Annotated in this window: 23 protein-coding genes; 21 read left to right on the top strand and 2 right to left on the bottom strand. The window is 52.9% G+C overall.

The genetic code is table 11. The annotated features are described in order from the left end of the window. Positions 1–308: 308 nt before the first annotated feature. Both ravA and viaA read left to right on the top strand, forming a co-directional pair. Entirely contained in the window at positions 309–1,805 is a 1,497-nt protein-coding gene (gene ravA, locus NA986_RS23185; protein ID WP_000940975.1) for an ATPase RavA, read from the top strand. Further along, positions 1,799–3,250, top strand: coding sequence for an ATPase RavA stimulator ViaA (gene viaA / locus NA986_RS23180; protein WP_000956588.1), 1,452 nt, complete (start codon positions 1,799–1,801; stop codon positions 3,248–3,250). Before ravA ends, viaA begins: the two co-directional genes overlap by 7 nt. A gap of 4 nt (positions 3,251–3,254) precedes the next feature. On the opposite strand, the gene asnA is transcribed toward viaA, so the two are convergent. Further along, on the bottom strand, positions 3,255–4,247 hold the full coding sequence (asnA, locus tag NA986_RS23175) for an aspartate--ammonia ligase (protein ID WP_000845118.1): 993 nt from the start codon (positions 4,245–4,247) through the stop codon (positions 3,255–3,257). A 150-nt stretch (positions 4,248–4,397) separates the two neighbouring features. On the opposite strand from asnA, the gene asnC reads away from it, so the two are divergent. The 16 genes from asnC (at position 4,398) to glmS (ending at position 20,520) form a co-directional block, all read left to right on the top strand. Further along, complete coding sequence (asnC, locus tag NA986_RS23170) at positions 4,398–4,856, top strand: transcriptional regulator AsnC (protein ID WP_000433018.1); 459 nt, start codon at positions 4,398–4,400, stop codon at positions 4,854–4,856. Between the two features lie 89 nt (positions 4,857–4,945). Beyond that, positions 4,946–5,389 carry an FMN-binding protein MioC gene (gene mioC / locus NA986_RS23165; RefSeq protein ID WP_000763722.1) on the top strand — a complete coding sequence of 148 codons (444 nt, stop codon included), beginning with the start codon at positions 4,946–4,948 and terminating at the stop codon, positions 5,387–5,389. Between the two features lie 378 nt (positions 5,390–5,767). Then, positions 5,768–7,657, top strand: coding sequence for a tRNA uridine-5-carboxymethylaminomethyl(34) synthesis enzyme MnmG (gene mnmG, locus NA986_RS23160; RefSeq protein WP_023215948.1), 1,890 nt, complete (start codon positions 5,768–5,770; stop codon positions 7,655–7,657). 102 nt (positions 7,658–7,759) lie between these two features. After that, on the top strand, positions 7,760–8,383 hold the full coding sequence (gene rsmG / locus NA986_RS23155; protein WP_023215949.1) for a 16S rRNA (guanine(527)-N(7))-methyltransferase RsmG: 624 nt from the start codon (positions 7,760–7,762) through the stop codon (positions 8,381–8,383). 616 nt (positions 8,384–8,999) lie between these two features. Continuing rightward, a complete protein-coding gene (atpI, locus tag NA986_RS23150) occupies positions 9,000–9,380 on the top strand; it encodes a F0F1 ATP synthase subunit I (protein ID WP_000116685.1) in 381 nt (126 codons plus the stop codon). Between the two features lie 8 nt (positions 9,381–9,388). Next, complete coding sequence (atpB, locus tag NA986_RS23145; protein WP_000135632.1) at positions 9,389–10,204, top strand: F0F1 ATP synthase subunit A; 816 nt, start codon at positions 9,389–9,391, stop codon at positions 10,202–10,204. A 46-nt stretch (positions 10,205–10,250) separates the two neighbouring features. Then, entirely contained in the window at positions 10,251–10,490 is a 240-nt protein-coding gene (atpE, locus tag NA986_RS23140; protein WP_000429386.1) for a F0F1 ATP synthase subunit C, read from the top strand. Between the two features lie 59 nt (positions 10,491–10,549). After that, positions 10,550–11,020, top strand: coding sequence for a F0F1 ATP synthase subunit B (atpF, locus tag NA986_RS23135; protein WP_001052212.1), 471 nt, complete (start codon positions 10,550–10,552; stop codon positions 11,018–11,020). Positions 11,021–11,034: 14 nt separating this feature from the next. After that, entirely contained in the window at positions 11,035–11,568 is a 534-nt protein-coding gene (gene atpH / locus NA986_RS23130) for a F0F1 ATP synthase subunit delta (protein WP_001288957.1), read from the top strand. A gap of 12 nt (positions 11,569–11,580) precedes the next feature. Beyond that, positions 11,581–13,122 (top strand): F0F1 ATP synthase subunit alpha, encoded by a 1,542-nt coding sequence (gene atpA / locus NA986_RS23125; protein ID WP_001176751.1) that lies wholly within the window; start codon positions 11,581–11,583, stop codon positions 13,120–13,122. A 50-nt stretch (positions 13,123–13,172) separates the two neighbouring features. After that, complete coding sequence (gene atpG / locus NA986_RS23120; RefSeq protein WP_000896506.1) at positions 13,173–14,036, top strand: F0F1 ATP synthase subunit gamma; 864 nt, start codon at positions 13,173–13,175, stop codon at positions 14,034–14,036. 26 nt (positions 14,037–14,062) lie between these two features. Further along, complete coding sequence (gene atpD / locus NA986_RS23115) at positions 14,063–15,445, top strand: F0F1 ATP synthase subunit beta (protein ID WP_000190499.1); 1,383 nt, start codon at positions 14,063–14,065, stop codon at positions 15,443–15,445. Between the two features lie 20 nt (positions 15,446–15,465). After that, positions 15,466–15,885: a F0F1 ATP synthase subunit epsilon gene (locus tag NA986_RS23110; RefSeq protein WP_001251971.1), complete on the top strand. Its 420-nt coding sequence runs from the start codon at positions 15,466–15,468 to the stop codon at positions 15,883–15,885. Positions 15,886–16,114: 229 nt separating this feature from the next. Further along, the gene (locus tag NA986_RS23105; RefSeq protein ID WP_000009904.1) at positions 16,115–16,813 is read left to right on the top strand and encodes a Bax inhibitor-1/YccA family protein; all 699 of its coding nucleotides are present in this window, start codon (positions 16,115–16,117) and stop codon (positions 16,811–16,813) included. Positions 16,814–17,132: 319 nt separating this feature from the next. Next, on the top strand, positions 17,133–18,503 hold the full coding sequence (gene glmU, locus NA986_RS23100) for a bifunctional UDP-N-acetylglucosamine diphosphorylase/glucosamine-1-phosphate N-acetyltransferase GlmU (protein WP_000934851.1): 1,371 nt from the start codon (positions 17,133–17,135) through the stop codon (positions 18,501–18,503). A 187-nt stretch (positions 18,504–18,690) separates the two neighbouring features. Continuing rightward, the gene (gene glmS, locus NA986_RS23095; RefSeq protein WP_000334061.1) at positions 18,691–20,520 is read left to right on the top strand and encodes a glutamine--fructose-6-phosphate transaminase (isomerizing); all 1,830 of its coding nucleotides are present in this window, start codon (positions 18,691–18,693) and stop codon (positions 20,518–20,520) included. 150 nt (positions 20,521–20,670) lie between these two features. Here the strand turns inward: glmS and NA986_RS23090 are convergent, their stop codons facing one another. Continuing rightward, complete coding sequence (locus NA986_RS23090) at positions 20,671–22,428, bottom strand: SgrR family transcriptional regulator (RefSeq protein ID WP_023215950.1); 1,758 nt, start codon at positions 22,426–22,428, stop codon at positions 20,671–20,673. Positions 22,429–22,522: 94 nt separating this feature from the next. Here NA986_RS23090 and NA986_RS23085 point away from each other — a divergent pair, with 94 nt between their 5' ends. The 3 genes from NA986_RS23085 to pstS all read left to right on the top strand — a co-directional run bounded on the left by NA986_RS23085 (position 22,523) and on the right by pstS (position 25,969). Continuing rightward, positions 22,523–23,341 (top strand): shikimate 5-dehydrogenase, encoded by an 819-nt coding sequence (locus NA986_RS23085; protein WP_000166709.1) that lies wholly within the window; start codon positions 22,523–22,525, stop codon positions 23,339–23,341. 48 nt (positions 23,342–23,389) lie between these two features. After that, complete coding sequence (locus NA986_RS23080; protein WP_023215951.1) at positions 23,390–24,763, top strand: fructose-specific PTS transporter subunit EIIC; 1,374 nt, start codon at positions 23,390–23,392, stop codon at positions 24,761–24,763. Between the two features lie 165 nt (positions 24,764–24,928). Further along, positions 24,929–25,969, top strand: a complete 1,041-nt coding sequence (pstS, locus tag NA986_RS23075; RefSeq protein ID WP_000867131.1) for a phosphate ABC transporter substrate-binding protein PstS — start codon at positions 24,929–24,931, stop codon at positions 25,967–25,969. The last annotated feature ends 57 nt before the right edge of the window (positions 25,970–26,026 follow it).

The raw sequence follows: 26,026 nt of genomic DNA, 5'->3' as shown, positions 1-26,026 counted from the left end.
CCTCCTTGTCGGCTGCATTCGCTTACCCCAGTCACACGTTTAAGTCAGTGCCAGGGGATTCACTCCTTTGCCGCCTTGATGTAGTTTGAATGAATGAGTGTATAGATATGAAATGTGTGCTTAGTCCCTTGGCCCACAAAAAAGCGCACAGTATGCACGATTAATCATAAAATCGTACCCCTAAATGAAGCCAGATTAACCTGGCTCAAAGAAAAATAAACAGCGCGTCAGACGATTACAGCCCCGGTGGTGAAACGTCTATACTCGCAATTAGCATGATCCATTTGTCGAAAGGACGCCTCTTTATTATGGCTCACCCACATTTATTAGCGGAAAGAATTTCCCGTCTGAGCAGCGCCCTTGAGAAGGGGCTGTATGAACGTAGTCACGCCATACGCCTTTGCCTACTGGCGGCGTTAAGCGGTGAGAGCGTCTTTTTGTTGGGCCCGCCCGGTATCGCCAAGAGTCTGATTGCCCGCCGCCTGAAGTTTGCTTTCCAGCGCGCCCGCGCTTTTGAATATCTGATGACACGCTTTTCCACACCGGAAGAGGTGTTTGGCCCGCTCTCTATTCAGGCGCTGAAAGATGAAGGTCGCTATGAACGCTTAACGACCGGCTATCTTCCCGAAGCCGAAATCGTTTTTCTGGATGAAATCTGGAAAGCCGGGCCCGCTATCCTGAACACATTGCTGACCGCCATTAACGAACGCCATTTCCGCAACGGCGCATTTGAGGAAAAAATTCCGATGCGGCTGCTGGTGGCGGCCTCCAACGAACTGCCCGAAGCGGACAGCAGCCTGGAAGCCTTGTACGACCGAATGTTGATTCGCCTGTGGCTGGATAAAGTTCAGGATAAAGCCAATTTCCGCTCCATGCTGATTAGTCAGCAGGATGAGAGTGATAACCCGGTCCCCGCCTCGTTACAGGTTAGCGACGAAGAATATCAACAGTGGCAAAAAGATATCGGCGCGATTTCACTCCCTGATCCGGTCTTTGAGCTGATATTTACTCTGCGCCAACAGCTGGATAATTTGCCGAATGCGCCTTATGTCTCCGACCGTCGCTGGAAGAAAGCCATCCGCCTGTTACAGGCCAGCGCCTTCTTTAGCGGACGTGACGCGGTTGCGCCGATTGACCTTATCCTGCTAAAAGATTGCTTGTGGTATGACGCGCAGAGTCTGAATCTCATGCAACAGCAACTGGAAATATTGATGACCGGACACGCCTGGCAGCAGCAGGCCATGCTGACTCGCCTCGGCGGTATTGTCCAGCGCCGCCTCCAGTTGCAGCAACAGCAAAGCGATAAAACCGCCTTCACCGTCATTAAAGAAGGCGGTATGTTCAGCCGCCGCCCGCATTACACTTTACCGCCGGAAGCCAGTGCGTCAACGTTGACGTTATTGCTACAAAAACCGCTAAAACTGCATGATATGGAAGTGATCCATATTACCTTTGACCGCAGCGCGCTGGAACTTTGGCTGACCAAAGGCGGCGAGATCCGCGGCAAACTGAACGGGATCGGCTTTGCCCAAACGTTGAATATGGAAGTCGATAACGCTCAACATCTGGTGGTGCGCGACATCAGTCTACAAGGTACCCGTCTGGCGTTACCGGGAGCGGCTGAAGACAGTATGCCTGCGGAGATCAAACAGCAGCTGGAAACGTTAGAAAACGACTGGCGCCAGCAGCATACCCGCTTCAGCGAGCAGCAACATTGCCTGTTTATTCACAGCGACTGGTTAGGGCGCATTGAGGCCAGCCTGCAGGATGTAGGAGAACAGATCCGCCAGGCGCAACAATGCTGACGCTGGATACGCTAAATACCATGCTGGCCGTCAGCGAAGAGGGAATGGTCGAAGAGATGATCCTCGCGCTACTGGCTTCCCCACAGCTGGTCATTTTCTTTGAAAAGTTTCCACGTTTAAAAAACGCCGTGACCGCCGATCTCCCGCGCTGGCGGGAAGCGCTACGCAGCCGTCTTAAAGACGCACGCGTTCCGCCGGAACTCACGGAAGAGGTCATGTGTTATCAGCAAAGCCAACTTCTCTCTACCCCACAGTTCATCGTGCAACTGCCGCAAATACTGGCGTTGCTTCATCGCCTGCATTCACCGTATGCCGCGCAGGCGAAGCAGTTGACGGAGAGCAACAGTACCTTTACCCCTGCGCTACACACGCTTTTTTTGCAACGCTGGCGGTTAAGTCTGGTCGTGCAGGCCACCACGTTAAACCAGCAATTACTGGAAGAAGAGCGCGAGCAGTTGCTGAGTGACGTTCAGGAACGGATGACGCTGAGCGGGCAACTGGAACCGACGCTGGCGGAAAATGATAATGCCGCAGGCCGACTGTGGGATATGAGCGCGGGCCAGCTTAAACGTGGTGATTATCAACTGATCGTAAAATACGGCGAATTTCTCGCCGCCCAGCCGGAGCTAATGCAACTGGCGGAACAACTGGGACGTTCGCGGGAAGCCAAATCGGTACCGAAAAAAGACGCGCCGATGGAAACCTTTCGTACACTGGTACGCGAACCCGCTACGGTGCCGGAGCAGGTTGACGGTATTCAGCAAGGCGATGATATTCTGCGCCTGTTGCCGCCAGAGCTGGCGACGCTCGGCATTACCGAGCTGGAATATGAATTCTACCGCCGGTTAGTGGAAAAACAGCTCCTCACCTATCGCCTGCATGGCGAAGCGTGGCGTGAGAAAGTGACCGAACGGCCGGTAGTACACCAGGATGTCGACGAGCAGCCGCGCGGACCGTTTATTGTCTGCGTCGATACTTCAGGCTCGATGGGGGGATTTAACGAGCAGTGCGCAAAAGCGTTCTGCCTGGCGTTGATGCGCGTTGCGCTGGCGGATAACCGCCGCTGCTTTATTATGCTGTTTTCCACTGACGTTGTGCGTTATGAACTCTCCGGCCCGGAAGGTATTGAGCAGGCCATCCGCTTTTTAAGTCAACGTTTTCGCGGCGGCACGGATATCGCCAGCTGTTTTCGCGCCATTATTGAAAGAATGCAGGGACGGGAATGGTTTGATGCCGATGCGGTGGTCATTTCGGATTTTATCGCCCAGCGCTTGCCGGATGACGTGGTGAGCAAAGTGGGAGAGTTGCAGCGTCTTCACCAGCATCGATTCCACGCGGTGGCGATGTCGGCGCACGGCAAACCCGGCATCATGCGCATTTTCGATCATATCTGGCGCTTTGACACCGGGATGCGAAGCCGCCTGCTGAGACGCTGGCGGCGCTAACGGCTTATAAAATAGCAGGAATGCTTTCGCGAACCTGCGCGGGCCATACGCCGCACTGTACCTGACCAATATGCGGCAATTGCAACAGCAACATCGTCAGACGAGACTGCCCAATCCCGCCGCCGATGGTCTGCGGCATTTCGCCGCGCAGCAGCGCCTGATGCCACTCCAGTTGCAGGCGATCTTCATCACCGGTCAACGCCAGCTGGCGCATCAGCGTATCGGCATCTACGCGGATACCCATAGAGGAAAGCTCAAACGCATCTTCCAGCACCGGGTTCCACACCAGGATATCGCCGTTCAGACCGGCGTAGCCCAGCTCAGATGCGGAGCTCCAGTCATCATAATCCGGCGCGCGTACATCATGGCGGTGGCCATCGCTCAGTTTACCGCCGATCCCCACCAGAAAAACGGCGCCAAGTTCTTTGGCGATCGCGCGTTCGCGCCCTTTCGCATCCAGATCCGGGAAACGCGCCAGCAGTTCCTGACTGTGAACAAAATGGATCTGATCCGGCAGGAACGGCGCCAGACCAAACTGTTTATGCACTTCCGCTTCCGTCGCCTTAATTCCTGCCCATATAGCCTCTACTGTGCTTTTTAGGGTGGAAAATTGGCGCTCGCCATCGCCCATGACACGCTCCCAGTCCCACTGATCCACATAGACCGAGTGGAGCGGAGAGAGTCGGTCTTCATCGGGGCGAAGGGCTTTCATGTGCGTGTACAGCCCTTCGCCCGCGCTGAAGTCATGTTGCCCCAGGGTTTGACGTTTCCACTTCGCCAGTGAATGCACCACTTCGAACTGGGCGTCAGGCAACGCTTTCACTTTTACCTGCACCGCTTTTTCACAGCCGGACAAATTATCCTGCGTACCATCCCCTACGCGACTCAGGATCGGCGCCTGGACCTCAATCAGACCCAGACGCTCCTCCAGCTGGCGAGAGAAATGTGATTTCACGAAGCTAATTTGACGTTGTTTGGCAATGTAAGCGGTTTTCATTTTTTTACTCCTGCGTCCTGTTGCCTATGATTAAGCAACAAAACGAGAGCACTATTCAATAATCAACAGATAAAAAGCTAACTTCGGTTTTGATTCGTTAAAAATAATGGCTAAAATAGAGATAATCATTAATCTGCATAAGAAAAAGCGATGGAAAATTATCAGATCGACAATCTGGACCGCGGCATCCTTGACGCCTTAATGGGAAATGCCCGCACTGCCTACGCCGAACTGGCCAAACAATTTGGCGTTAGCCCTGGAACCATTCACGTTCGCGTCGAGAAAATGAAGCAGGCCGGGATCATTACGGGCGCACGGATTGACGTCAGCCCTAAACAACTGGGCTACGATGTGGGCTGCTTTATTGGCATCATCCTCAAAAGCGCCAAAGACTATCCCTCCGCACTGGCCCGGCTGGAAAGCCTGGATGAGGTGACGGAAGCGTATTACACCACCGGTCACTACAGCATCTTTATAAAAGTGATGTGCAAATCAATCGACGCGCTTCAGCACGTACTTATCAACAAGATCCAAACAATTGATGAAATTCAGTCCACTGAGACACTGATCGTCTTGCAGAACCCGATCATGCGCACCATCAAGCCATGATCGGCTTTTTTAATCCCACATTTTTCCACAGGTAGATCCCAGCTCGTTCACAGAGTACAATGCAGCCTCTTTACCTGAGCGAGCGATCAATGGCAGACATTACTCTTATCAGCGGCAGCACCCTGGGCGGCGCCGAATACGTCGCGGAACATCTGGCGGAAAAGCTGGAAGCTGCCGGTTTTTCAACCGAAACGGTGCACGGTCCGTTATTAGAGGATCTGTCAACTTCCGGGATCTGGCTGATAATCAGCTCAACGCACGGCGCCGGAGACATTCCGGACAACCTGACCCCTTTCTATGAAGACCTTCAGACGCAGAAACCCGATCTTTCCGCGGTACGTTTCGGCGCAATTGGCATTGGTAGTCGAGAATACGACACGTTTTGCGGCGCGATTGAGAAAATAGAAGCGGAACTGAAAGGCGCTGGCGCAAAACAGGTTGGGGAAACACTGAAGATCAACATCCTTGAACATGAGATTCCGGAAGATCCAGCGGAGATTTGGCTCGGATCCTGGATTAATTTACTCAAATAAGTGTAAAGATCGTGCGATCCATTGTGGATAAATCTGGTGGAAAGCTTGGATCAACCGGTAGTTATCCAAAGAATAACCGTTGTTCACTTTTTGAGTTGTGTATAAGTACCCGTTTTGATCCCAGCTTATACGGACCACGATCACCGATCATTCACAGCTAGTGATCCTTTCCAACGCATTGATCTTTATTACAGGATCCGGGTTATCCACAGCCTGGAGCGATCCTAATAAGAGATCACAATAGAACAGATCTCTAAATAAAAAGATCTTCTTTTTAATAGCCCAGATCCCGGGGCTTTCTCCATCGGCTAAAGTTGAGTAGAATCCACCGCCCGGGCTTCAATCCATTTTCACACCGCGTTATGCGAGGCAATTACCATGTTTTATCAGGATCCTTTTGACGTCATTATTATTGGCGGGGGTCATGCAGGCACTGAGGCCGCGATGGCCGCAGCGCGTATGGGTCAACAGACTCTGCTTTTGACACACAATATTGACACGTTGGGACATATGAGCTGCAACCCGGCGATCGGCGGTATTGGAAAGGGACATCTGGTAAAAGAGGTGGATGCGCTCGGCGGTCTGATGGCGAAAGCGATCGATCAGGCAGGTATTCAGTTTAGGATACTAAACGCCAGCAAAGGTCCGGCCGTTCGCGCTACCCGGGCTCAGGCGGATCGAGTCTTATACCGCCAGGCGGTGCGTACCGCGCTGGAGAATCAGCCGAATCTGATGATCTTCCAGCAAGCGGTTGAAGATCTGATTGTCGAAAACGATCGCGTTGTCGGCGCCGTGACCCAAATGGGGCTCAAATTCCGCGCGAAAGCGGTGGTGCTGACCGTCGGAACCTTCCTGGACGGCAAAATTCATATTGGTCTGGATAACTACAGCGGCGGTCGTGCTGGCGATCCGCCATCCATCCCGCTGTCTCGCCGTCTGCGTGAGCTTCCGCTACGCGTCAGTCGCCTGAAAACCGGCACACCGCCGCGTATTGATGCGCGTACTATCGATTTCAGCGTGTTGGCTCAACAGCATGGCGATAACCCGATGCCGGTTTTCTCGTTTATGGGGAATGCTTCTCAGCATCCGCAACAGGTGCCGTGTTACATCACGCATACCAATGAGAAAACCCATGACGTGATTCGTAATAACCTCGATCGTAGCCCAATGTACGCTGGCGTGATCGAAGGGATCGGCCCACGCTACTGTCCTTCGATCGAAGACAAGGTGATGCGTTTTGCCGATCGTAACCAGCATCAGATCTTCCTTGAGCCGGAAGGACTGACCTCTAACGAGATTTACCCTAACGGTATCTCCACCAGCCTGCCGTTTGACGTGCAGATGCAGATTGTCCGTTCCATGCAGGGCATGGAGAACGCGAAGATCGTTCGCCCTGGTTACGCGATTGAGTACGATTTCTTCGACCCGCGCGATCTGAAACCGACTCTGGAAAGTAAATTTATTCACGGCCTGTTCTTTGCTGGTCAAATCAACGGTACTACTGGCTATGAAGAGGCTGCGGCGCAGGGCTTGCTCGCTGGTCTGAATGCCGCGCGTCTTTCCGCCGACAAAGAGGGCTGGGCGCCTGCGCGTTCTCAGGCTTATCTCGGCGTGCTGGTGGACGATCTCTGTACGCTAGGCACCAAAGAGCCGTATCGCATGTTTACCTCCCGCGCCGAATATCGCCTGATGCTGCGTGAGGACAACGCCGATCTGCGTCTGACCGAAATGGGCCGCGAGCTGGGTCTGGTGGATGATGAACGCTGGGCGCGCTTCAACGAGAAGCTGGAAAATATCGAACGAGAACGTCAGCGGCTGAAATCGACATGGGTAACGCCGTCTGCGGAATCCGCCGATGAAGTGAATGCGCATTTGACCACGCCTCTCTCCCGTGAGGCCAGCGGCGAAGATCTGTTGCGTCGTCCGGAAATGACCTACGCGCAGCTCACTTCGCTTGCCGCATTCGCGCCTGCGCTTGAAGATGAGCAAGCCGCTGAGCAGGTGGAAATCCAGGTCAAATACGAAGGCTATATCGCTCGCCAGCAGGATGAGATTGAAAAACAACTACGTAACGAGAATACGTTGCTACCTGCCACGCTGGATTATCGTCAGGTTTCCGGTCTGTCGAACGAAGTTATCGCCAAGCTGAACGATCATAAACCGGCGTCTATCGGCCAGGCATCGCGTATCTCCGGCGTTACGCCAGCGGCAATCTCCATTCTGCTGGTATGGCTGAAAAAACAAGGTATGCTGCGTCGTAGCGCTTGATAACACTAATTTGGCGGGGGCGCTTCGCTTGCCCGCCCTACAAATTTGTAGGCCCGATAAGCGAAAGCGCATCGGGCATTTGATTATTAACAGGTAATGACCGTGCTCAACAAACTCTCTCGTCTGCTGGCTGATGCCGGTATTTCTCTTACCGATCACCAGAAAACGCTGCTGGTCGCCTACGTTGATATGCTGCACAAATGGAACAAAGCATACAACCTGACGTCAGTGCGGGATCCCAACGAAATGTTGGTACGCCATATTCTCGACAGCATAGTCGTTGCGCCGTATCTTCAGGGACAGCGTTTTATCGACGTAGGAACAGGACCGGGGCTGCCGGGCATCCCGCTGGCTATTGTTCTCCCTGACGCGCATTTCACCTTACTCGACAGCCTGGGCAAGCGGGTACGTTTTCTGCGTCAGGTCCAGCACGAACTGAAACTGGAAAACATCACGCCGGTTCAAAGCCGCGTTGAAGCCTATCCCTCCGAACCGCCGTTTGATGGCGTTATCAGCCGCGCTTTCGCATCGTTGAATGATATGGTGAGCTGGTGTCACCATCTGCCGGGAGAGAAAGGGCGTTTTTATGCCTTAAAAGGGCAATTGCCAGGGGATGAAATTGCCTTACTACCTGACAATTTTAGCGTCGAATCTGTTGAAAAATTACGCGTTCCGCAACTGGAAGGCGAGCGGCATCTGGTGATTATTAAGTCAAACAAAGTTTAATTTTTATCAAAAAAAAATAGAAAAAAAACGACGCGGCTTGTGTTAAAAATCGACAGGTATAACGCATTTCAGCGTTGTTACATTTAACTCTGGATTTACGGTTTCGTTTCAACATGACAACGTCGCTTCTTTTGTTAAAACAGAGAGTAATCAACTTTGTAAATATCAGTCTGCTAAAAATCGAATCGAAAAATCACTTTTGCTTGTTAAATTTTTATTATAAATGTCAATGGGGCGTTTTTAAGGTGTAAGCTGGTATTTTTAAAACAGTACCTGGTTTTACGCTTAAATATCAAAAAGATGAAAAGGCATGAATTGACACGTAAATGAATTGCGTAAGCATGAATATGTTTAATGTGTGATCTGGTGCACGCTTTATCGCCAGTGTTTTCGCGCTATTTGCAGTTTTGTACGATCGTTCACACTTTGGCTAAAAGTTAAAAATGCGGGCCAGAGAAAAATATTTAAACATTTATTCACCTTTTGGCTACTTATTGTTTGAAATCACGGGGGCGCACCGTATAATTTGACCGCTTTTTGATGCTTGACTCTAAGTCTTAAAGAACGTTTTATACGACACGCGGCATACCTCGAAGTGAGCAGGAGTAAAAACGTGATGTCTGTGTCGCTCGTGAGTCGAAACGTTGCTCGTAAGCTTCTGTTCATTCAGTTTCTGGCGGTAATAGCAAGTGGATTGCTGTTTTGCCTCAAAGACCCCTTCTGGGGCATCTCCGCAGTATGTGGGGGATTGGCAGTGGCACTGCCTAATATGTTGTTTATGATATTTGCCTGGCGTCACCAGGCGCATACACCTGCTAAGGGCCGCGTGTCCTGGACTTTCGCCTTCGGTGAAGCCTTCAAGGTGTTAGCGATGCTGGTTTTACTGGTGGTGGCGTTGGCGGTTTTAAAGGCGGTGTTTTTGCCGCTGATCGTTACGTGGGTTTTGGTGCTGGTGGTTCAGATACTGGCGCCGGCTGTAATTAACAACAAAGGGTAAAAGGCATCATGGCTTCAGAAAATATGACGCCGCAGGAATACATAGGACACCATCTGAATAACCTTCAGCTGGACCTGCGTACTTTCTCGCTGGTGGATCCGCAGAACCCCCCAGCCACCTTCTGGACGCTCAATATTGACTCCATGTTCTTCTCGGTGGTGCTGGGTCTGTTGTTTCTGGTGATGTTCCGTAGCGTTGCTAAAAAAGCGACCAGCGGCGTGCCAGGCAAGTTTCAGACCGCGATTGAGCTGATAGTCGGCTTTGTGCATGGCAGCGTCAAAGACATGTACCATGGCAAAAGCAAGCTGATTGCGCCGCTGGCCCTGACGATTTTCGTCTGGGTATTCCTTATGAACCTGATGGACTTACTGCCTATCGACCTGCTGCCGTATATCGCTGAGCATTGGCTGGGTCTGCCGGCAACGCGCGTGGTGCCGTCTGCTGACGTCAACATCACCCTGTCGATGGCGCTGGGCGTATTCATCCTTATTCTGTTCTACAGCATCAAAATGAAAGGCATCGGCGGCTTCGCAAAAGAGTTGACGCTGCAGCCGTTCAATCACTGGGCGTTCATTCCTGTCAACTTAATCCTTGAAGGGGTAAGTCTGCTGTCCAAACCGGTTTCTCTCGGTCTGCGACTGTTCGGCAACATGTATGCCGGTGAGCTGATTTTCATTCTGATTGCTGGTCTGTTGCCGTGGTGGTCACAGTGGATTCTGAATGTGCCGTGGGCCATTTTCCACATCCTGATTATTACGCTGCAAGCCTTCATTTTCATGGTTCTGACGATTGTCTATCTGTCGATGGCGTCCGAAGAGCATTAATTTACCAACACTACTACGTTTTAACTGAAACAAACTGGAGACTGTCATGGAAAACCTGAATATGGATCTGCTGTACATGGCTGCCGCTGTGATGATGGGTCTGGCGGCAATCGGTGCTGCGATCGGTATCGGCATCCTCGGGGGTAAATTCCTGGAAGGCGCGGCGCGTCAACCTGATCTGATTCCTCTGCTGCGTACTCAGTTCTTTATCGTTATGGGTCTGGTGGATGCTATCCCGATGATCGCTGTAGGTCTGGGTCTGTACGTGATGTTCGCTGTCGCGTAGTAAGCGTTGCTTGAATTAAGAGCAATATCAGAAGGTTAACTAGATAGAGGCATTGTGCTGTGAATCTTAACGCAACAATCCTCGGCCAGGCCATCGCGTTTATTCTCTTTGTCTGGTTTTGCATGAAGTACGTATGGCCGCCGTTAATGGCAGCCATCGAGAAACGTCAGAAAGAAATTGCTGACGGTCTCGCTTCTGCTGAACGAGCACATAAGGATCTTGACCTTGCAAAGGCCAGCGCGACCGACCAGCTGAAAAAAGCGAAAGCGGAAGCTCAGGTAATCATCGAGCAGGCAAACAAACGCCGCGCTCAGATCCTGGACGAAGCCAAAACTGAAGCAGAGCAGGAACGTACTAAAATCGTGGCGCAGGCGCAGGCGGAAATTGAAGCCGAGCGTAAACGCGCCCGTGAAGAGCTGCGTAAGCAAGTTGCTATCCTGGCTGTTGCTGGCGCCGAGAAGATCATCGAACGTTCCGTGGATGAAGCTGCTAACAGCGACATCGTGGATAAACTTGTCGCTGAACTGTAAGGAGGGAGGGGCTGATGTCTGAATTTGTTACGGTAGCTCGCCCCTACGCCAAAGCAGCTTTTGACTTTGCCGTTGAACACCAAAGTGTAGAGCGCTGGCAGGATATGCTGGCGTTTGCCGCCGAGGTAACCAAGAACGAACAAATGGCAGAGCTTCTCTCTGGCGCGCTGGCGCCGGAAACGCTCGCTGAGTCGTTTATCGCAGTCTGCGGTGAGCAGTTAGACGAAAACGGTCAGAACCTGATTCGGGTGATGGCTGAAAATAATCGTCTGAACGCGCTCCCGGATGTTCTGGAGCAGTTTATTCATCTGCGTGCCGCCAGTGAAGCTACCTCCGAGGTAGAAGTTACGTCGGCAACCGCATTGAGTGAAGAGCAGCTTTCGAAAATCAGCGCCGCGATGGAAAAACGTCTGTCACGCAAAGTGAAGCTGAATTGCAAAATCGATAAGTCTGTAATGGCAGGCGTTATCATCCGGGCGGGTGATATGGTCATTGATGGCAGCGTACGCGGCCGTCTTGAGCGCCTTGCAGACGTCTTGCAGTCTTAAGGGGACTGGAGCATGCAACTGAATTCCACCGAAATCAGCGAACTGATCAAGCAGCGCATTGCTCAGTTCAATGTGGTGAGCGAAGCTCACAACGAAGGTACTATTGTTTCTGTCAGTGACGGTGTTATCCGCATTCACGGCCTGGCCGATTGTATGCAGGGTGAAATGATCTCCCTGCCGGGTAACCGTTACGCTATCGCACTGAACCTGGAGCGCGACTCCGTGGGTGCGGTAGTCATGGGTCCATACGCTGACCTTGCCGAAGGCATGAAGGTTAAATGTACGGGTCGTATCCTGGAAGTTCCGGTTGGCCGCGGTCTGCTGGGACGTGTGGTGAACACCCTGGGTGCGCCAATCGACGGTAAAGGTCCGGTTGATAATGACGGCTTCTCTGCCGTTGAAGCGATTGCGCCGGGCGTTATCGATCGTCAGTCTGTCGATCAGCCGGTGCAGACCGGCTATAAAGCCGTTGACTCCATGATCCCAATCGGTCGTGGTCAGCGTGAACTGATCATCGGTGACCGTCAGACCGGTAAAACCGCGCTGGCTATCGACGCCATCATCAACCAGCGCGACTCCGGCATCAAATGTATCTATGTCGCTATCGGCCAGAAAGCGTCCACCATCTCTAACGTGGTGCGTAAACTGGAAGAACACGGCGCGCTGGCTAACACCATTGTTGTGGTGGCTACCGCGTCCGAATCCGCTGCGCTGCAGTATCTGGCGCCGTATGCCGGTTGCGCAATGGGCGAATACTTCCGCGACCGCGGCGAAGATGCGCTGATCATTTACGATGACCTGTCTAAACAGGCTGTTGCTTACCGTCAGATCTCCCTGCTGCTCCGTCGTCCGCCAGGACGTGAAGCATTCCCGGGCGACGTATTCTACCTCCACTCTCGTCTGCTGGAGCGTGCTGCGCGTGTTAACGCCGACTACGTCGAAGCCTTCACCAAAGGTGAAGTGAAAGGGAAAACCGGTTCACTGACCGCGCTGCCGATTATCGAAACGCAGGCAGGTGACGTTTCCGCGTTCGTTCCGACCAACGTAATTTCGATTACCGATGGTCAGATCTTCCTGGAATCTAACCTGTTTAACGCCGGTATTCGTCCTGCGGTTAACCCGGGTATCTCGGTATCCCGTGTAGGTGGCGCAGCCCAGACCAAGATTATGAAAAAACTGTCCGGTGGTATTCGTACCGCGCTGGCGCAGTATCGTGAACTGGCGGCGTTCTCTCAGTTTGCATCCGACCTTGACGATGCCACCCGTAAACAGCTTGACCACGGTCAGAAAGTGACCGAACTGCTGAAACAGAAACAGTATGCGCCGATGTCCGTCGCGCAGCAGTCTCTGGTTCTGTTCGCAGCAGAACGTGGTTATCTGGCGGATGTCGAACTGGCGAAAATCGGTAGCTTCGAAGCCGCACTGCTGGCTTACGTCGACCGTGATCACGCTCCGCTGATGCAAGAGATCAACCAGTCCGGTGGCTATAACGACGAAATCGAAGGCAAGCTGAAAGGCATCCTCGATTCCTTCAAAGCAACCCAGTCCTGGTAACGTCTGGCGGCTTGCCTTAGGGCAGGCCGTAAGGCATTGAGGAGAAGCTCATGGCCGGCGCAAAAGAGATACGTAGTAAGATCGCAAGCGTCCAGAACACGCAAAAGATCACTAAAGCGATGGAGATGGTCGCCGCTTCCAAAATGCGTAAATCGCAGGATCGCATGGCGGCCAGCCGTCCTTATGCAGAGACCATGCGCAAAGTGATTGGTCACCTTGCGAACGGTAATCTGGAATATAAGCACCCCTACCTGGAAGAGCGCGACGTTAAACGCGTGGGCTACCTGGTAGTGTCGACCGACCGTGGTTTGTGCGGTGGCTTGAACATTAACCTGTTCAAAAAGCTGCTGGCGGATATGAAGGCATGGTCCGATAAAGGCGTTCAGTGCGAACTCGCAATGATCGGCTCTAAGGGCGTGTCATTCTTTAATTCCGTAGGCGGCAACGTTGTCGCTCAGGTGACAGGTATGGGGGATAACCCTTCTCTGTCCGAACTGATCGGTCCGGTTAAAGTGATGTTGCAGGCCTACGACGAAGGCCGTCTGGACAAGCTTTACATTGTCAGCAACAAATTTATTAACACCATGTCTCAGGTGCCGACGATCACTCAACTGCTGCCGCTGCCGGCGTCAGAAGATGATGATCTGAAGCGTAAAGCCTGGGATTACCTGTATGAACCAGACCCGAAAGCGCTGCTGGATACTCTCCTGCGTCGTTATGTGGAGTCTCAGGTTTATCAGGGCGTGGTAGAAAACCTGGCCAGCGAGCAGGCCGCACGAATGGTGGCGATGAAAGCCGCAACCGATAATGGCGGCAGCCTGATTAAAGAGCTGCAGTTGGTATACAACAAAGCTCGTCAGGCCAGCATTACTCAGGAACTCACCGAGATCGTCTCGGGGGCCGCCGCGGTTTAACCAGGTTATTTCGTAGAGGATTTAAGATGGCTACTGGAAAGATTGTCCAGGTAATCGGCGCCGTGGTCGACGTCGAGTTCCCTCAGGATGCCGTACCACGCGTGTACGATGCCCTTGAGGTGCAGAATGGTAATGAGAAGCTGGTGCTGGAAGTTCAGCAGCAGCTTGGCGGCGGTATCGTGCGTACCATCGCGATGGGGTCTTCTGACGGTCTGCGTCGCGGTCTGGATGTAAAAGATCTCGAACACCCGATCGAAGTCCCGGTAGGTAAAGCCACGCTGGGTCGTATCATGAACGTCCTGGGCGAACCGGTCGACATGAAAGGCGAGATCGGCGAAGAAGAGCGTTGGGCGATTCACCGCGCAGCACCTTCCTACGAAGAGTTGTCAAACTCTCAGGAACTGCTGGAAACCGGTATCAAAGTTATCGACCTGATGTGTCCGTTCGCGAAGGGCGGTAAAGTCGGTCTGTTCGGTGGTGCGGGTGTAGGTAAAACCGTAAACATGATGGAGCTTATCCGTAACATCGCGATCGAGCACTCCGGTTACTCTGTGTTTGCGGGCGTAGGTGAACGTACTCGTGAGGGTAACGACTTCTACCACGAAATGACCGACTCCAACGTTATCGATAAAGTATCCCTGGTGTATGGCCAGATGAACGAGCCGCCGGGAAACCGTCTGCGCGTTGCATTGACCGGTCTGACCATGGCGGAGAAATTCCGTGACGAAGGTCGTGACGTACTGCTGTTCGTCGATAACATCTATCGTTACACCCTGGCCGGTACGGAAGTATCCGCACTGCTGGGCCGTATGCCTTCCGCGGTAGGTTATCAGCCGACTCTGGCGGAAGAGATGGGCGTTCTGCAGGAACGTATCACCTCCACCAAAACCGGTTCTATCACCTCCGTACAGGCGGTATACGTACCGGCGGATGACTTGACTGACCCGTCTCCAGCCACCACCTTTGCGCACTTAGATGCAACCGTGGTACTGAGCCGTCAGATCGCATCCCTGGGTATCTACCCGGCCGTTGACCCGCTGGACTCCACCAGCCGTCAGCTGGATCCGCTGGTTGTTGGTCAGGAACACTACGACACCGCGCGTGGCGTTCAGTCCATCCTGCAGCGTTATCAGGAACTGAAAGACATCATCGCCATCCTCGGTATGGATGAACTGTCTGAAGAAGATAAACTGGTGGTAGCTCGTGCGCGTAAAATTCAGCGCTTCCTGTCCCAGCCGTTCTTCGTGGCGGAAGTATTTACCGGTTCTCCGGGCAAATACGTTTCCCTGAAAGACACCATCCGTGGCTTTAAAGGCATCATGGAAGGCGAATACGATCACCTGCCGGAGCAGGCGTTCTACATGGTCGGTTCCATCGACGAAGCCGTGGAAAAAGCCAAAAAACTTTAACGCCTTAATCGGAGGGTGATATGGCAATGACTTACCACCTGGATGTCGTCAGCGCGGAGCAACAAATGTTCTCCGGTCTGGTCGAGAAAATCCAGGTTACGGGTAGCGAAGGCGAACTGGGGATTTACCCGGGGCACGCGCCGCTGCTCACCGCCATTAAGCCTGGTATGATTCGCATCGTTAAGCAGCACGGTCATGAAGAGTTTATCTATCTGTCCGGCGGCATTCTGGAAGTGCAGCCTGGCAGCGTGACCGTTCTGGCGGATACCGCGATTCGCGGTCAGGATCTCGACGAAGCGCGAGCCCTGGAAGCGAAGCGTAAAGCCGAAGAGCACATTAAGAGCTCGCACGGTGACGTGGATTACGCTCAGGCGTCTGCGGAACTGGCCAAAGCGATCGCTAAACTGCGCGTTATCGAGTTGACCAAAAAAGCGATGTAACACCGGCTTGAAAGCATAAAACCAGTCTGATTGCGGACTGGTTTTTTTTTATCCTCTCAATTTTTATTCGATAAACTAGCAACGACAAAAACAAGCGGCTGAAGGCGACGCGTTTTCAGCGACAGCGCTGTTTTCATTAAATCCTTCTTTCTGGCATTGGCATCTGCACATTGTGCGAAGAAGGGAGGAATGGATGCGTTTTTATTGCATAAAATGAGGGATTATTACTATGTCATTTCAGCCATCCTTTGCGGGTCCACAACCCGACTCAAGGATTGATCGTACTACCTTTATTCGTCGTGCTTATCTTCATCTCGCCGTCGCCATCGTCGGTTTTATCGTATTGAGCGCGGCGTGGAGTTTTATAGGGGTCGGGGAGTATGCGCTTGATGTGCTGCTGGCTGGTGGAAGATATAGCTGGTTGGTGGTTCTCGGCGCTTTTATGCTGGTGGGAATGCTGGCGACCCGTCTGGCGGATAATGCGGGGAATAATCAAACGCAACTTATCGGGCTGGGGATTTATGTGTTGGCAGAATCCCTGATTTTTGCCCCCCTGTTAACGGTGGCGGCGTATATTAACCCGTCGAGCATTGGCGCGGCGGCAATAACGACTCTGTTGCTGGTCGGCGGCCTGACGTTTACCGCGTTTTCCATAAAAAAAGACTTTTCTTTTCTGCGCTCGTTTCTGACTATGGCTGGGTTCATTGCTTTTGGCGCGATTATTGCCAGCGTCATCTGCGGCTTCTCGCTGGGCGTCTGGTTTTCTGCGCTAATGGTACTGCTGTGCGCCGGGTTTATACTTTACGACACTTCTAACATTATTCACCATTACCCTACCGATCGCCCTGCTGGCGCGGCATTACATCTGTTTGCTTCTATCGCGACCATGTTCTGGTATATTTTGCGGATTTTTATGTCGCGTAATTAAGTAAAAAATACGCGCAACGGAAAACCAGCGGCCTCTGTCGCTGGTTTTTGCTTTTCTGACTCCCCTGCGCTTTATTTCGTTATCTTCTTTATTTATGGAGTAAAAAAACAGCAAAAACATCGGACTACATTGCCAATACGCGGGTGTTTTTACTTTTCAGGAGACAAGAGGCGCGGTAATGAACGAAAATGATTCATTAGCAGGCGGGGATTTTATCCCGGTGAGCGTTTTATCCTTCTTCCATTTTACGATGAAAAAAATGTAGTATTTTCAACGTGAAACAGTATAAATTCGTTCTCAAATTACAGTCAGGACGCGTATGTTAAATAGTGCTATGAGCGTAGTGATCCTTGCCGCAGGTAAAGGCACGCGCATGTATTCCGATATTCCTAAAGTGCTGCACACGCTGGCGGGTAAACCCATGGTGCAGCATGTCATTGATGCAGCTACTAAATTAGGGGCCGCACAGGTTCATCTGGTCTATGGCCACGGTGGCGAGTTGTTAAAACAGACCCTGAAAGATGACAAGCTAAACTGGGTGCTTCAGGCGGAACAGTTGGGAACAGGTCACGCAATGCAGCAGGCCGCGCCCTTCTTTAGCGACGATGAAGATATTTTAATGCTTTACGGCGACGTGCCGCTGATTTCGGTTGAAACCTTACAGCGCCTGCGCGATGCCAAACCGCAGGGTGGTATTGGGTTATTAACCGTGAAGCTGGACGATCCGAGCGGCTATGGCCGTATTACGCGTGAAAACGGTAAAGTGACCGGCATCGTTGAACATAAAGACGCCACTGATGAACAGCGTCAAATCCAGGAAATTAACACCGGTATTCTGATCGCCAACGGCGCGGACCTGAAACGCTGGTTGTCTAAGCTGACTAACAATAATGCGCAGGGTGAATATTACATCACAGATATCATCGCGCTGGCTTATCAGGAAGGACGGGAAATCGCCGCGGTGCATCCGGCTCGCATCAGCGAAACGGACGGAGTGAATAACCGTCTACAGCTTTCTCGTCTGGAGCGTATTTACCAGGCCGAACAGGCGGAGAAACTGCTGTTATCCGGCGTTATGTTGCGCGATCCGGCACGTTTTGATCTCCGCGGCACCCTTCATTGTGGAATGGATGTGGAAATTGACGCTAACGTTATCATCGAAGGTTATGTAACGCTCGGTCACCGCGTGAAAATCGGCGCGGGCTGCATTATTAAAAACAGCGTTATTGGCGATGACTGCGAAATTAGCCCATACAGCGTGGTGGAAGATGCGCATCTGGAAGCGGCCTGCACCATCGGTCCGTTTGCTCGCCTGCGTCCCGGCGCGGAGCTGTTAGCGGGCGCTCACGTCGGCAATTTCGTTGAGATGAAAAAAGCGCGTCTGGGTAAAGGTTCTAAAGCCGGCCATCTGACCTACCTGGGCGATGCGGAAATTGGCGACAACGTGAATATCGGCGCGGGGACCATCACCTGTAACTATGATGGCGCGAACAAATTCAAAACGGTTATTGGCGACGATGTGTTTGTCGGCTCCGATACCCAACTGGTGGCGCCGGTTACTGTTGGTAAAGGGGCCACCATCGCCGCAGGGACTACTGTCACCCGTAACGTAGCTGACAATGAACTGGTATTAAGCCGCGTGCCGCAGGTGCATAAGCAAGGCTGGCAGCGTCCGGTGAAGAAAAAGTGATTTTGTAGGCCGGATAAGCGTCAGCGCCATCCGGCAGACCGGAGATGAGAGGATAAAATAATCCTCCGCTCCATGAGCAGTACTTATAAAAATACCCCACTCTCTACAAGGCTCGGGGTGCCCGCAACGACGGGCATACAGGTCAGCGACAACGCATGGCGTAATGCCATAATCAGGAAATAAAACTATGTGTGGAATTGTTGGCGCTATCGCGCAGCGTGATGTAGCTGAAATCCTTCTCGAAGGTTTACGTCGTCTGGAATACCGCGGATATGACTCTGCCGGTCTGGCCGTGGTTGATGCAGAAGGTCATATGACCCGCCTGCGTCGCCTCGGTAAAGTCCAGATGCTGGCTCAGGCAGCGGAAGAACATCCTCTGCATGGCGGCACCGGTATTGCTCACACTCGTTGGGCGACGCACGGTGAACCTTCAGAAGCTAACGCGCATCCGCATGTTTCTGAACACATTGTGGTGGTGCATAACGGCATCATCGAAAACCATGAACCGCTGCGTGAAGCGTTAAAAGCGCGTGGCTATACCTTCGTTTCTGAAACCGACACCGAAGTGATTGCACACCTGGTAAACTGGGAACTGAAACAGGGCGGTACTCTGCGTGAGGCTGTTCTGCGTGCTATCCCGCAACTGCGTGGTGCGTACGGTACAGTGATCATGGATACCCGTCACCCGGATACCCTACTGGCGGCACGTTCTGGTAGCCCGCTGGTGATTGGCCTGGGTATGGGCGAAAACTTTATCGCTTCTGACCAACTGGCGCTGTTGCCAGTGACTCGTCGCTTTATCTTCCTTGAAGAGGGCGATATCGCTGAAATCACTCGCCGTTCGGTAAATATCTTCGATAACACCGGCGCGGAAGTAAAACGTCAGGATATCGAATCCAATCTGCAATATGACGCGGGCGATAAAGGTATTTACCGCCACTACATGCAGAAAGAGATCTACGAACAGCCGAACGCGATCAAAAACACCCTTACCGGGCGTATCAGCCACGGTCAGGTGGATTTAAGCGAGCTGGGACCGAACGCCGATGAACTGCTGTCGAAGGTTGAGCATATTCAGATCCTCGCCTGCGGTACGTCTTACAACTCCGGTATGGTTTCCCGTTACTGGTTTGAATCGCTGGCAGGTATTCCGTGCGACGTTGAAATCGCCTCTGAATTCCGTTATCGCAAATCTGCCGTGCGCCGTAACAGCCTGATGATCACCCTGTCACAGTCTGGCGAAACCGCAGATACCCTGGCTGGCCTGCGTCTGTCGAAAGAGCTGGGATATTTGGGCTCTCTGGCAATTTGTAACGTGCCGGGATCTTCGCTGGTGCGTGAATCCGATCTGGCGCTGATGACCAACGCGGGTACGGAAATTGGCGTAGCATCTACCAAAGCCTTTACCACCCAGTTAACCGTGCTGTTGATGCTGGTGGCGAAACTGGCGCGTCTGAAAGGTCTGGATGCGTCCATTGAGCATGATATCGTGCATGGCCTACAGGCGCTGCCGAGCCGTATTGAGCAGATGCTGTCGCAGGATAAACGCATCGAGCTGCTTGCAGAAGATTTCTCTGACAAGCATCACGCGCTATTCCTCGGTCGTGGCGATCAATATCCGATTGCGCTCGAAGGCGCTCTGAAGCTGAAAGAGATCTCTTACATTCACGCGGAAGCCTATGCTGCAGGCGAGCTGAAACACGGGCCGCTGGCGCTGATTGACGCCGACATGCCGGTGATTGTGGTGGCGCCGAACAACGAACTGCTGGAGAAACTGAAATCCAACATCGAAGAAGTTCGCGCGCGTGGCGGTCAGTTGTACGTCTTCGCCGATCAGGATGCGGGTTTTGTGAGCAGCGACAACATGCACATCATTGAGATGCCGCATGTGGAAGAAGTGATCGCGCCTATCTTCTACACCGTTCCGCTGCAACTGCTGGCGTATCACGTGGCGCTGATTAAAGGCACCGACGTTGACCAGCCGCGTAACCTGGCGAAATCAGTGACGGTAGAGTAAGTACAAATGTTGCACCAGAAAAAAGGCCGTCGATAGACGGCCTTTTTTTGTGCGCCGTGACAGGCGCTGTTCTTTCTCTATGGTGGCTGAAGAGCGACTAAGAGGTGCTACGCCTGCCAGCGCTACGGGCACCCGGTAACATTCTCTTCTTTAAGGCCCTGGCTCAATCCAGGTGGATCGGAAATCAAACCATCCCAGGTTATTCAGGTGGATCCCCCTGGCCCGGTCGGGGCTTTTGAGTCGCATCCAGTGGTGAAAAAGCGGCTGTAGCCAGCCTGAACGGGTGGTTTCCCTGACCAGTTGTTCCGCGCTGATGGTTTCGGCATGCCACTGGGTTTCCCATTGGGCCAGCAGCGCATCATCCCCACCGCTGATGGCGTGGCGCAGTAAAGGGGAGCCCAGTAGCCATGTACCGACGTTCCACTCTTCGGGAATGGGGAAATTGACCGTCCCCAGCCAGAGATCCACATTGGCTTTGCCATTCGCCCAGTCATCATAATTCAGCTCAACGCCCTCAAGTAAAATGCCCTGCTGGCGCATGATCTCTTGCATGATATCCAGGAGCATTGGAAATTCAGGGTGCTGATCGTGATAGGCCAGACGCAGTTTCGCGTAGGGCGACGACGAGATAAAAGGTGAACAGGCCGGGCCCGCCTCAATAGTATGAAACCAGGAGGACAGCAGGCTGCCGCCCGGTACCCAGAAGGGGCGAATTGCCTCACTCAGATGCTGGAGTATGGCGTAAGGGCTGAGTGTTTCCCGCAGCCAGCGGCGATGTTCGGCGGTATGCCAGTGCGGGGAGCGGCTGTCGCATAATAAAAAATATCCTCCACGCTCAAGAAACATCTCGCGCAGGTTGTCAGAAGGTTTGCCTGATACCTGGCTAAGCCGTCCGGAAACGTAATCCTCATCGCTCAGGCTGGAGCTGAGCCAGGCTGCCGTGTCGTTATCCGACAGCGATTCCGCCAGGTTGTCTGTCTCCGTTAAATTCGGCCAGATAAAGACCTCCACTTCATCCAGCAGCCCGCGCAGACCGAAATAGTGGTCAAAGGCCTTCATTTGCAGATGAAAGCCATTGTTTTCCACCACCTCATAAGGGCCAGTTCCCACGGGATGTGCCGGGAAATCAGCGCGTTGCGTATGGTCAGGCGGTAGGATCATGGCATCAATATGGCTGAGCAGTAGCGGCAGTCGGTTATCCGGGTGCGCCAGCGTAATTTCAAGGCTCAGCGGCCCGGTGGCCTGAATGGTCTGCAAGTGCGAGAACAACGGCAGCTTAGCGCTGCGGGTCAGTGAAGCGATAACCGCGTCGATCGTCAGCTCCTGACCATCATGCCAGAGGACGGCGGGGCGCAGATAAAAACGCCAGCGCAGCGGATCAATCTGCCGCCAGTGGTGGGCAAGATCGGCTTCGACTTCACCTTTTTCCTCATTTATGCGCGTCAGGCCGCTAAAAATCTGCCTGACCAGATGCTGTTCAGAGCGGCGCAACGGCGTGCCGGGGCACAGCGACGGCATTGTCCGGTAATAGGGGATGCACAGCCGCTGATAGTCTGCCCGCACGCTATAGCCCAGCTTTGAACGCAGCAGTTGCGCCACCTGGTGCTTATTTTTACCCAGCAGCTGAATGGCCTGATCAATATGACCAGACTCCAGCAACTGCTCCGCCTTTTCGCTTAACAGCTGTTCTGGTTTATAGCGCAGGTGAAGCCGGGCGCGATGCCCACGTCCGGCCTGTGATTGCCAGATGAGCCACTTTGCCTCCTGCATCTGAAGCAACAGATTACGCATATGCCGCCGGGTGCAGAACAACACATCCGCCAGCTCCTGTAGCGTCACGCTAACAGGCTTGTCGCCATAGTGCTGGAGTAGCTTTAAGTATTTTTGTTCAGTGTGCCGGGTTGTCATAAAAGGTGAAATTTCCCGAACGGGAATGAGCAATTTTTAATATCCCCTTTTTAGCCGATGATTTTCTCTATCGCAACTTCCATGAGGATTCATCATGACAAAGCGCATTAATAAAGATACTCAGGTCTGCATGTCCCTGGCGGCACGCCCGAGTAACTTCGGTACACGCTTTCACAACTATCTGTACGAAGCGCTGGATCTCAATTATCTCTACAAAGCCTTTTCGCCGACCGATCTTACGCAGGCCATTAGCGGCGTGCGCGGTCTGGGGATCCGTGGGTGCGCGATCTCTATGCCATTTAAGGAAGCCTGCATTCCGCTGGTGGATGAACTGGATGCTTCCGCTCAGGCCATTCACTCAGTTAATACCATTGTGAATACCAATGGCCATCTGAAGGCGTACAACACCGATTACATTGCAATAGCTCGCTTGCTGGCGAATTACAAGGTCTCTCCCGACCTGGTGTTTGCTTTGCGTGGCAGCGGTGGTATGGCAAAGGCGGTGGCCTGCGCGCTGAAGGATGCGGGGTTTACCCGTGGTTATATTGTCGCGATTGATGAAGCGTCAGGTAAACAACTGGCCGAACTCTATGGCTATGAATGGCGCCCGGATACCGACGGTATTGAAGCCGATTTGTTAATTAACGCCACGCCTATCGGAATGGCTGGCGGTAATGATGCCGACAAACTCTCTTATTCCGAACAGGAAGTGGATAAGGCGAGCGTTATCTTTGATGTGGTGGCGCTACCGCCCGTCACGCCGCTGATCCGCTACGCCCGTGAACGCGGTAAAACCGTGATTACCGGTTCCGAAGTGTTTGCTATTCAGGCCGTGGAGCAATTTGTCCTTTATACCGGGATTCGCCCGGATGACGCGCTGTTCCAGAAAGCAGCGGCCTGGTCACGCCTGTAACATTTTTTCCCGCTTTTTCTTTAAATTAAAAGAACAGGGTACCCTACTATGACTAAAAAAATTGTTGCTGTGACGGCCTGTCCGACGGGCGTCGCCCATACCTTTATGGCGGCAGAAGCGTTGGAAATTGAAGCCCGCAAGCGTGGTGACTGGATCAAGGTTGAAACCCGCGGTTCCGTCGGGGCGAAGAACACGCTGACCGCGGAAGAGATAGCGCAGGCGGATGTGGTGATTATCGCGGCGGATATTGAACTGGATCTGTCAGGCTTTGTTGGCAAAAGACTCTATCGCACCAGTACCGGCGCGGCGCTAAAAAAGAGTGCGCAGGAAATGGATAATGCTTTCAATAGCGCCGAGGTCTATCTGGGGAGTGCCGGGCGCTCTTCTTCAGCTGGTAAAACAGAGCTACCCGGCGTTTATAAGCATTTAATGACCGGCGTATCCCATATGCTTCCTTTGGTGGTGGCGGGAGGATTGTGTATCGCGCTCTCTTTTGTCTTCGGTATCCAGGCCTTCAATGAGCCGGGCACGCTGGCGGCTGCGCTATTTCAAATTGGTGGTAAGGCGGCCTTTGCGCTGATGGTGCCGGTACTGGCTGGGTTTATTGCCTTCTCAATTGCCGATCGTCCGGGTCTGGCCCCGGGGCTTATCGGCGGGATGTTGGCCAGCCTGTGCGGCGCTGGTTTCCTGGGAGGGATTGTGGCCGGTTTTCTGGCCGGTTACAGCGTACGGTTTCTGGCGCAAAATATTAAGCTGCCAGCGTCAATGGAAGCGCTTAAGCCGGTACTGGTTCTGCCGCTACTGTCTACGCTGATTACCGGCCTTATCATGATTTACGTGGTGGGTGGCCCCGTTTCTGCGGTGATGGAAGGGCTGACGACGTTCCTGGGGAATATGACCTCTACGAATGCTATCTTGCTGGGAATGTTGCTGGGCGCAATGCAAGGTTTTGACCTTGGCGGGCCGGTGAATAAAGCTGCGTATACCTTCGGCGTCGGTTTACTGGCTTCTCATTCTTATATGCCAATGGCGGCCATTATGGCGGCAGGGATGGTACCGGCATTAGGAATGGGCGTCGCAACCTGGGCGGCCAGAGCGAAATTCACTGCCTCTGAGCATGAAGCGGGTAATGCATCTTTTATCCTGGGGCTGTGCTTTATCTCTGAAGGGGCGATTCCCTTCGCCGCGCGTGACCCGATGCGCGTCATCCCTTCTACGATGGTCGGTGGCGCAATCGCCGGGGGACTATCCATGTATTTCGGTTGTACACTGATGGCGCCACACGGCGGCCTCTTTGTCCTGGCGATCCCACATGCGGTAGAACATGTGATGCAGTACCTGCTCTCGATTGCCCTGGGCACGATTGTCTGCGGCCTGATGTACGCGCTGTTGAAACCGTCTGCGGTTGCGCAAACAGTCTAATTCATCTCCCCCTGCAGGCTGGTCTGGTGTCTCCCCAGGCCAGCTTTTTTATTTCCATTGTCATCAAACCGTCATAATCAAGACATATAACTGTCATCAATTTGTCCTATTTTGCTCATCGTAGCAACTCAAACAACGATTTACCGAAACCGTGCAGGAGACATTATGAAAGTTATGCGTACCACTGTCGCAACTGTTGTCGCCGCGACCTTATCGATGAGCGCGTTCTCTGCCTTTGCAGCAGCAAGCCTGACAGGTGCCGGTGCAACGTTTCCTGCGCCGGTGTATGCCAAATGGGCGGATACCTACCAGAAAGAAACCGGTAACAAAGTCAATTACCAGGGGATAGGCTCTTCCGGCGGCGTGAAACAAATCACCGCGAATACCGTTGATTTTGGCGCTTCCGATGCGCCGCTGTCTGACGAAAAACTGAATCAGGAAGGCCTGTTCCAGTTCCCGACGGTGATCGGCGGCGTGGTGCTGGCGGTGAATATTCCAGGCCTCAAATCCGGCGAACTGGTGCTGGATGGTAAAACGCTGGGTGACATCTACCTCGGTAAAATCAAGAAGTGGGATGATGAAGCCATCACCAAACTGAACCCAGGCGTGAAGCTGCCTTCTCAGAACATCGCTGTGGTGCGTCGCGCTGACGGTTCCGGTACTTCCTTCGTGTTCACCAGTTACCTGGCGAAAGTCAACGACGAGTGGAAATCGAAAGTGGGCGCGGGTTCTACCGTGAACTGGCCAACCGGTCTGGGCGGTAAAGGTAACGACGGCATCGCGGCATTTGTACAGCGTCTGCCAGGCGCTATTGGCTACGTTGAGTATGCGTATGCCAAGCAGAACAACCTGGCCTACACCAAACTGGTTTCTGCCGACGGCAAACCGGTAAGCCCGACGGAAGAGAGCTTCTCTAATGCGGCGAAAGGCGCAGACTGGAGCAAAACCTTCGCGCAGGATCTGACCAACCAGAAAGGTGACGATGTGTGGCCAATCACCTCCACCACCTTTATCCTGGTCCACAAAGCGCAGAAGAAACCTGAGCAGGGTGCTGAAGTGCTGAAGTTCTTCGACTGGGCCTACAAAAATGGCGCTAAGCAGGCGAATGATCTGGACTACGCCAGCCTGCCGGATAACGTTGTTGAGCAGGTTCGTACCGCCTGGAAGACCAGTATAAAAGACAGCAACGGTAAGGCGCTGTATTAATTAACGAATTGGCGGATGGCGCTACGCTTATCCGCCCTACGGTTTCGACCGCAGGCC

Origin of the sequence: Salmonella sp. NW177 (assembly GCF_051811585.1) — a bacterium.
Classification (GTDB): domain Bacteria; phylum Pseudomonadota; class Gammaproteobacteria; order Enterobacterales; family Enterobacteriaceae; genus Salmonella; species Salmonella enterica.
Note: the sequence above shows the minus strand (reverse complement) of the source record. Positions and strands in the feature narration are given on the sequence as shown.

Excerpts from the sequence above, each read along its gene's own strand:
- ravA (WP_000940975.1), top strand. The coding sequence starts at position 309 with ATGGCTCACCCACATTTATTAGCGGAAAGAATTTCCCGTCTGAGCAGC.
- viaA (WP_000956588.1), top strand. The coding sequence starts at position 1,799 with ATGCTGACGCTGGATACGCTAAATACCATGCTGGCCGTCAGCGAAGAG.
- asnA (WP_000845118.1), bottom strand. The coding sequence starts at position 4,247 with ATGAAAACCGCTTACATTGCCAAACAACGTCAAATTAGCTTCGTGAAA.
- asnC (WP_000433018.1), top strand. The coding sequence starts at position 4,398 with ATGGAAAATTATCAGATCGACAATCTGGACCGCGGCATCCTTGACGCC.
- mioC (WP_000763722.1), top strand. The coding sequence starts at position 4,946 with ATGGCAGACATTACTCTTATCAGCGGCAGCACCCTGGGCGGCGCCGAA.
- mnmG (WP_023215948.1), top strand. The coding sequence starts at position 5,768 with ATGTTTTATCAGGATCCTTTTGACGTCATTATTATTGGCGGGGGTCAT.
- atpI (WP_000116685.1), top strand. The coding sequence starts at position 9,000 with ATGTCTGTGTCGCTCGTGAGTCGAAACGTTGCTCGTAAGCTTCTGTTC.
- atpB (WP_000135632.1), top strand. The coding sequence starts at position 9,389 with ATGGCTTCAGAAAATATGACGCCGCAGGAATACATAGGACACCATCTG.
- atpE (WP_000429386.1), top strand. The coding sequence starts at position 10,251 with ATGGAAAACCTGAATATGGATCTGCTGTACATGGCTGCCGCTGTGATG.
- atpH (WP_001288957.1), top strand. The coding sequence starts at position 11,035 with ATGTCTGAATTTGTTACGGTAGCTCGCCCCTACGCCAAAGCAGCTTTT.
- atpA (WP_001176751.1), top strand. The coding sequence starts at position 11,581 with ATGCAACTGAATTCCACCGAAATCAGCGAACTGATCAAGCAGCGCATT.
- atpG (WP_000896506.1), top strand. The coding sequence starts at position 13,173 with ATGGCCGGCGCAAAAGAGATACGTAGTAAGATCGCAAGCGTCCAGAAC.
- atpD (WP_000190499.1), top strand. The coding sequence starts at position 14,063 with ATGGCTACTGGAAAGATTGTCCAGGTAATCGGCGCCGTGGTCGACGTC.
- NA986_RS23110 (WP_001251971.1), top strand. The coding sequence starts at position 15,466 with ATGGCAATGACTTACCACCTGGATGTCGTCAGCGCGGAGCAACAAATG.
- NA986_RS23105 (WP_000009904.1), top strand. The coding sequence starts at position 16,115 with ATGTCATTTCAGCCATCCTTTGCGGGTCCACAACCCGACTCAAGGATT.
- glmU (WP_000934851.1), top strand. The coding sequence starts at position 17,133 with ATGTTAAATAGTGCTATGAGCGTAGTGATCCTTGCCGCAGGTAAAGGC.
- glmS (WP_000334061.1), top strand. The coding sequence starts at position 18,691 with ATGTGTGGAATTGTTGGCGCTATCGCGCAGCGTGATGTAGCTGAAATC.
- NA986_RS23090 (WP_023215950.1), bottom strand. The coding sequence starts at position 22,428 with ATGACAACCCGGCACACTGAACAAAAATACTTAAAGCTACTCCAGCAC.
- NA986_RS23085 (WP_000166709.1), top strand. The coding sequence starts at position 22,523 with ATGACAAAGCGCATTAATAAAGATACTCAGGTCTGCATGTCCCTGGCG.
- NA986_RS23080 (WP_023215951.1), top strand. The coding sequence starts at position 23,390 with ATGACTAAAAAAATTGTTGCTGTGACGGCCTGTCCGACGGGCGTCGCC.
- pstS (WP_000867131.1), top strand. The coding sequence starts at position 24,929 with ATGAAAGTTATGCGTACCACTGTCGCAACTGTTGTCGCCGCGACCTTA.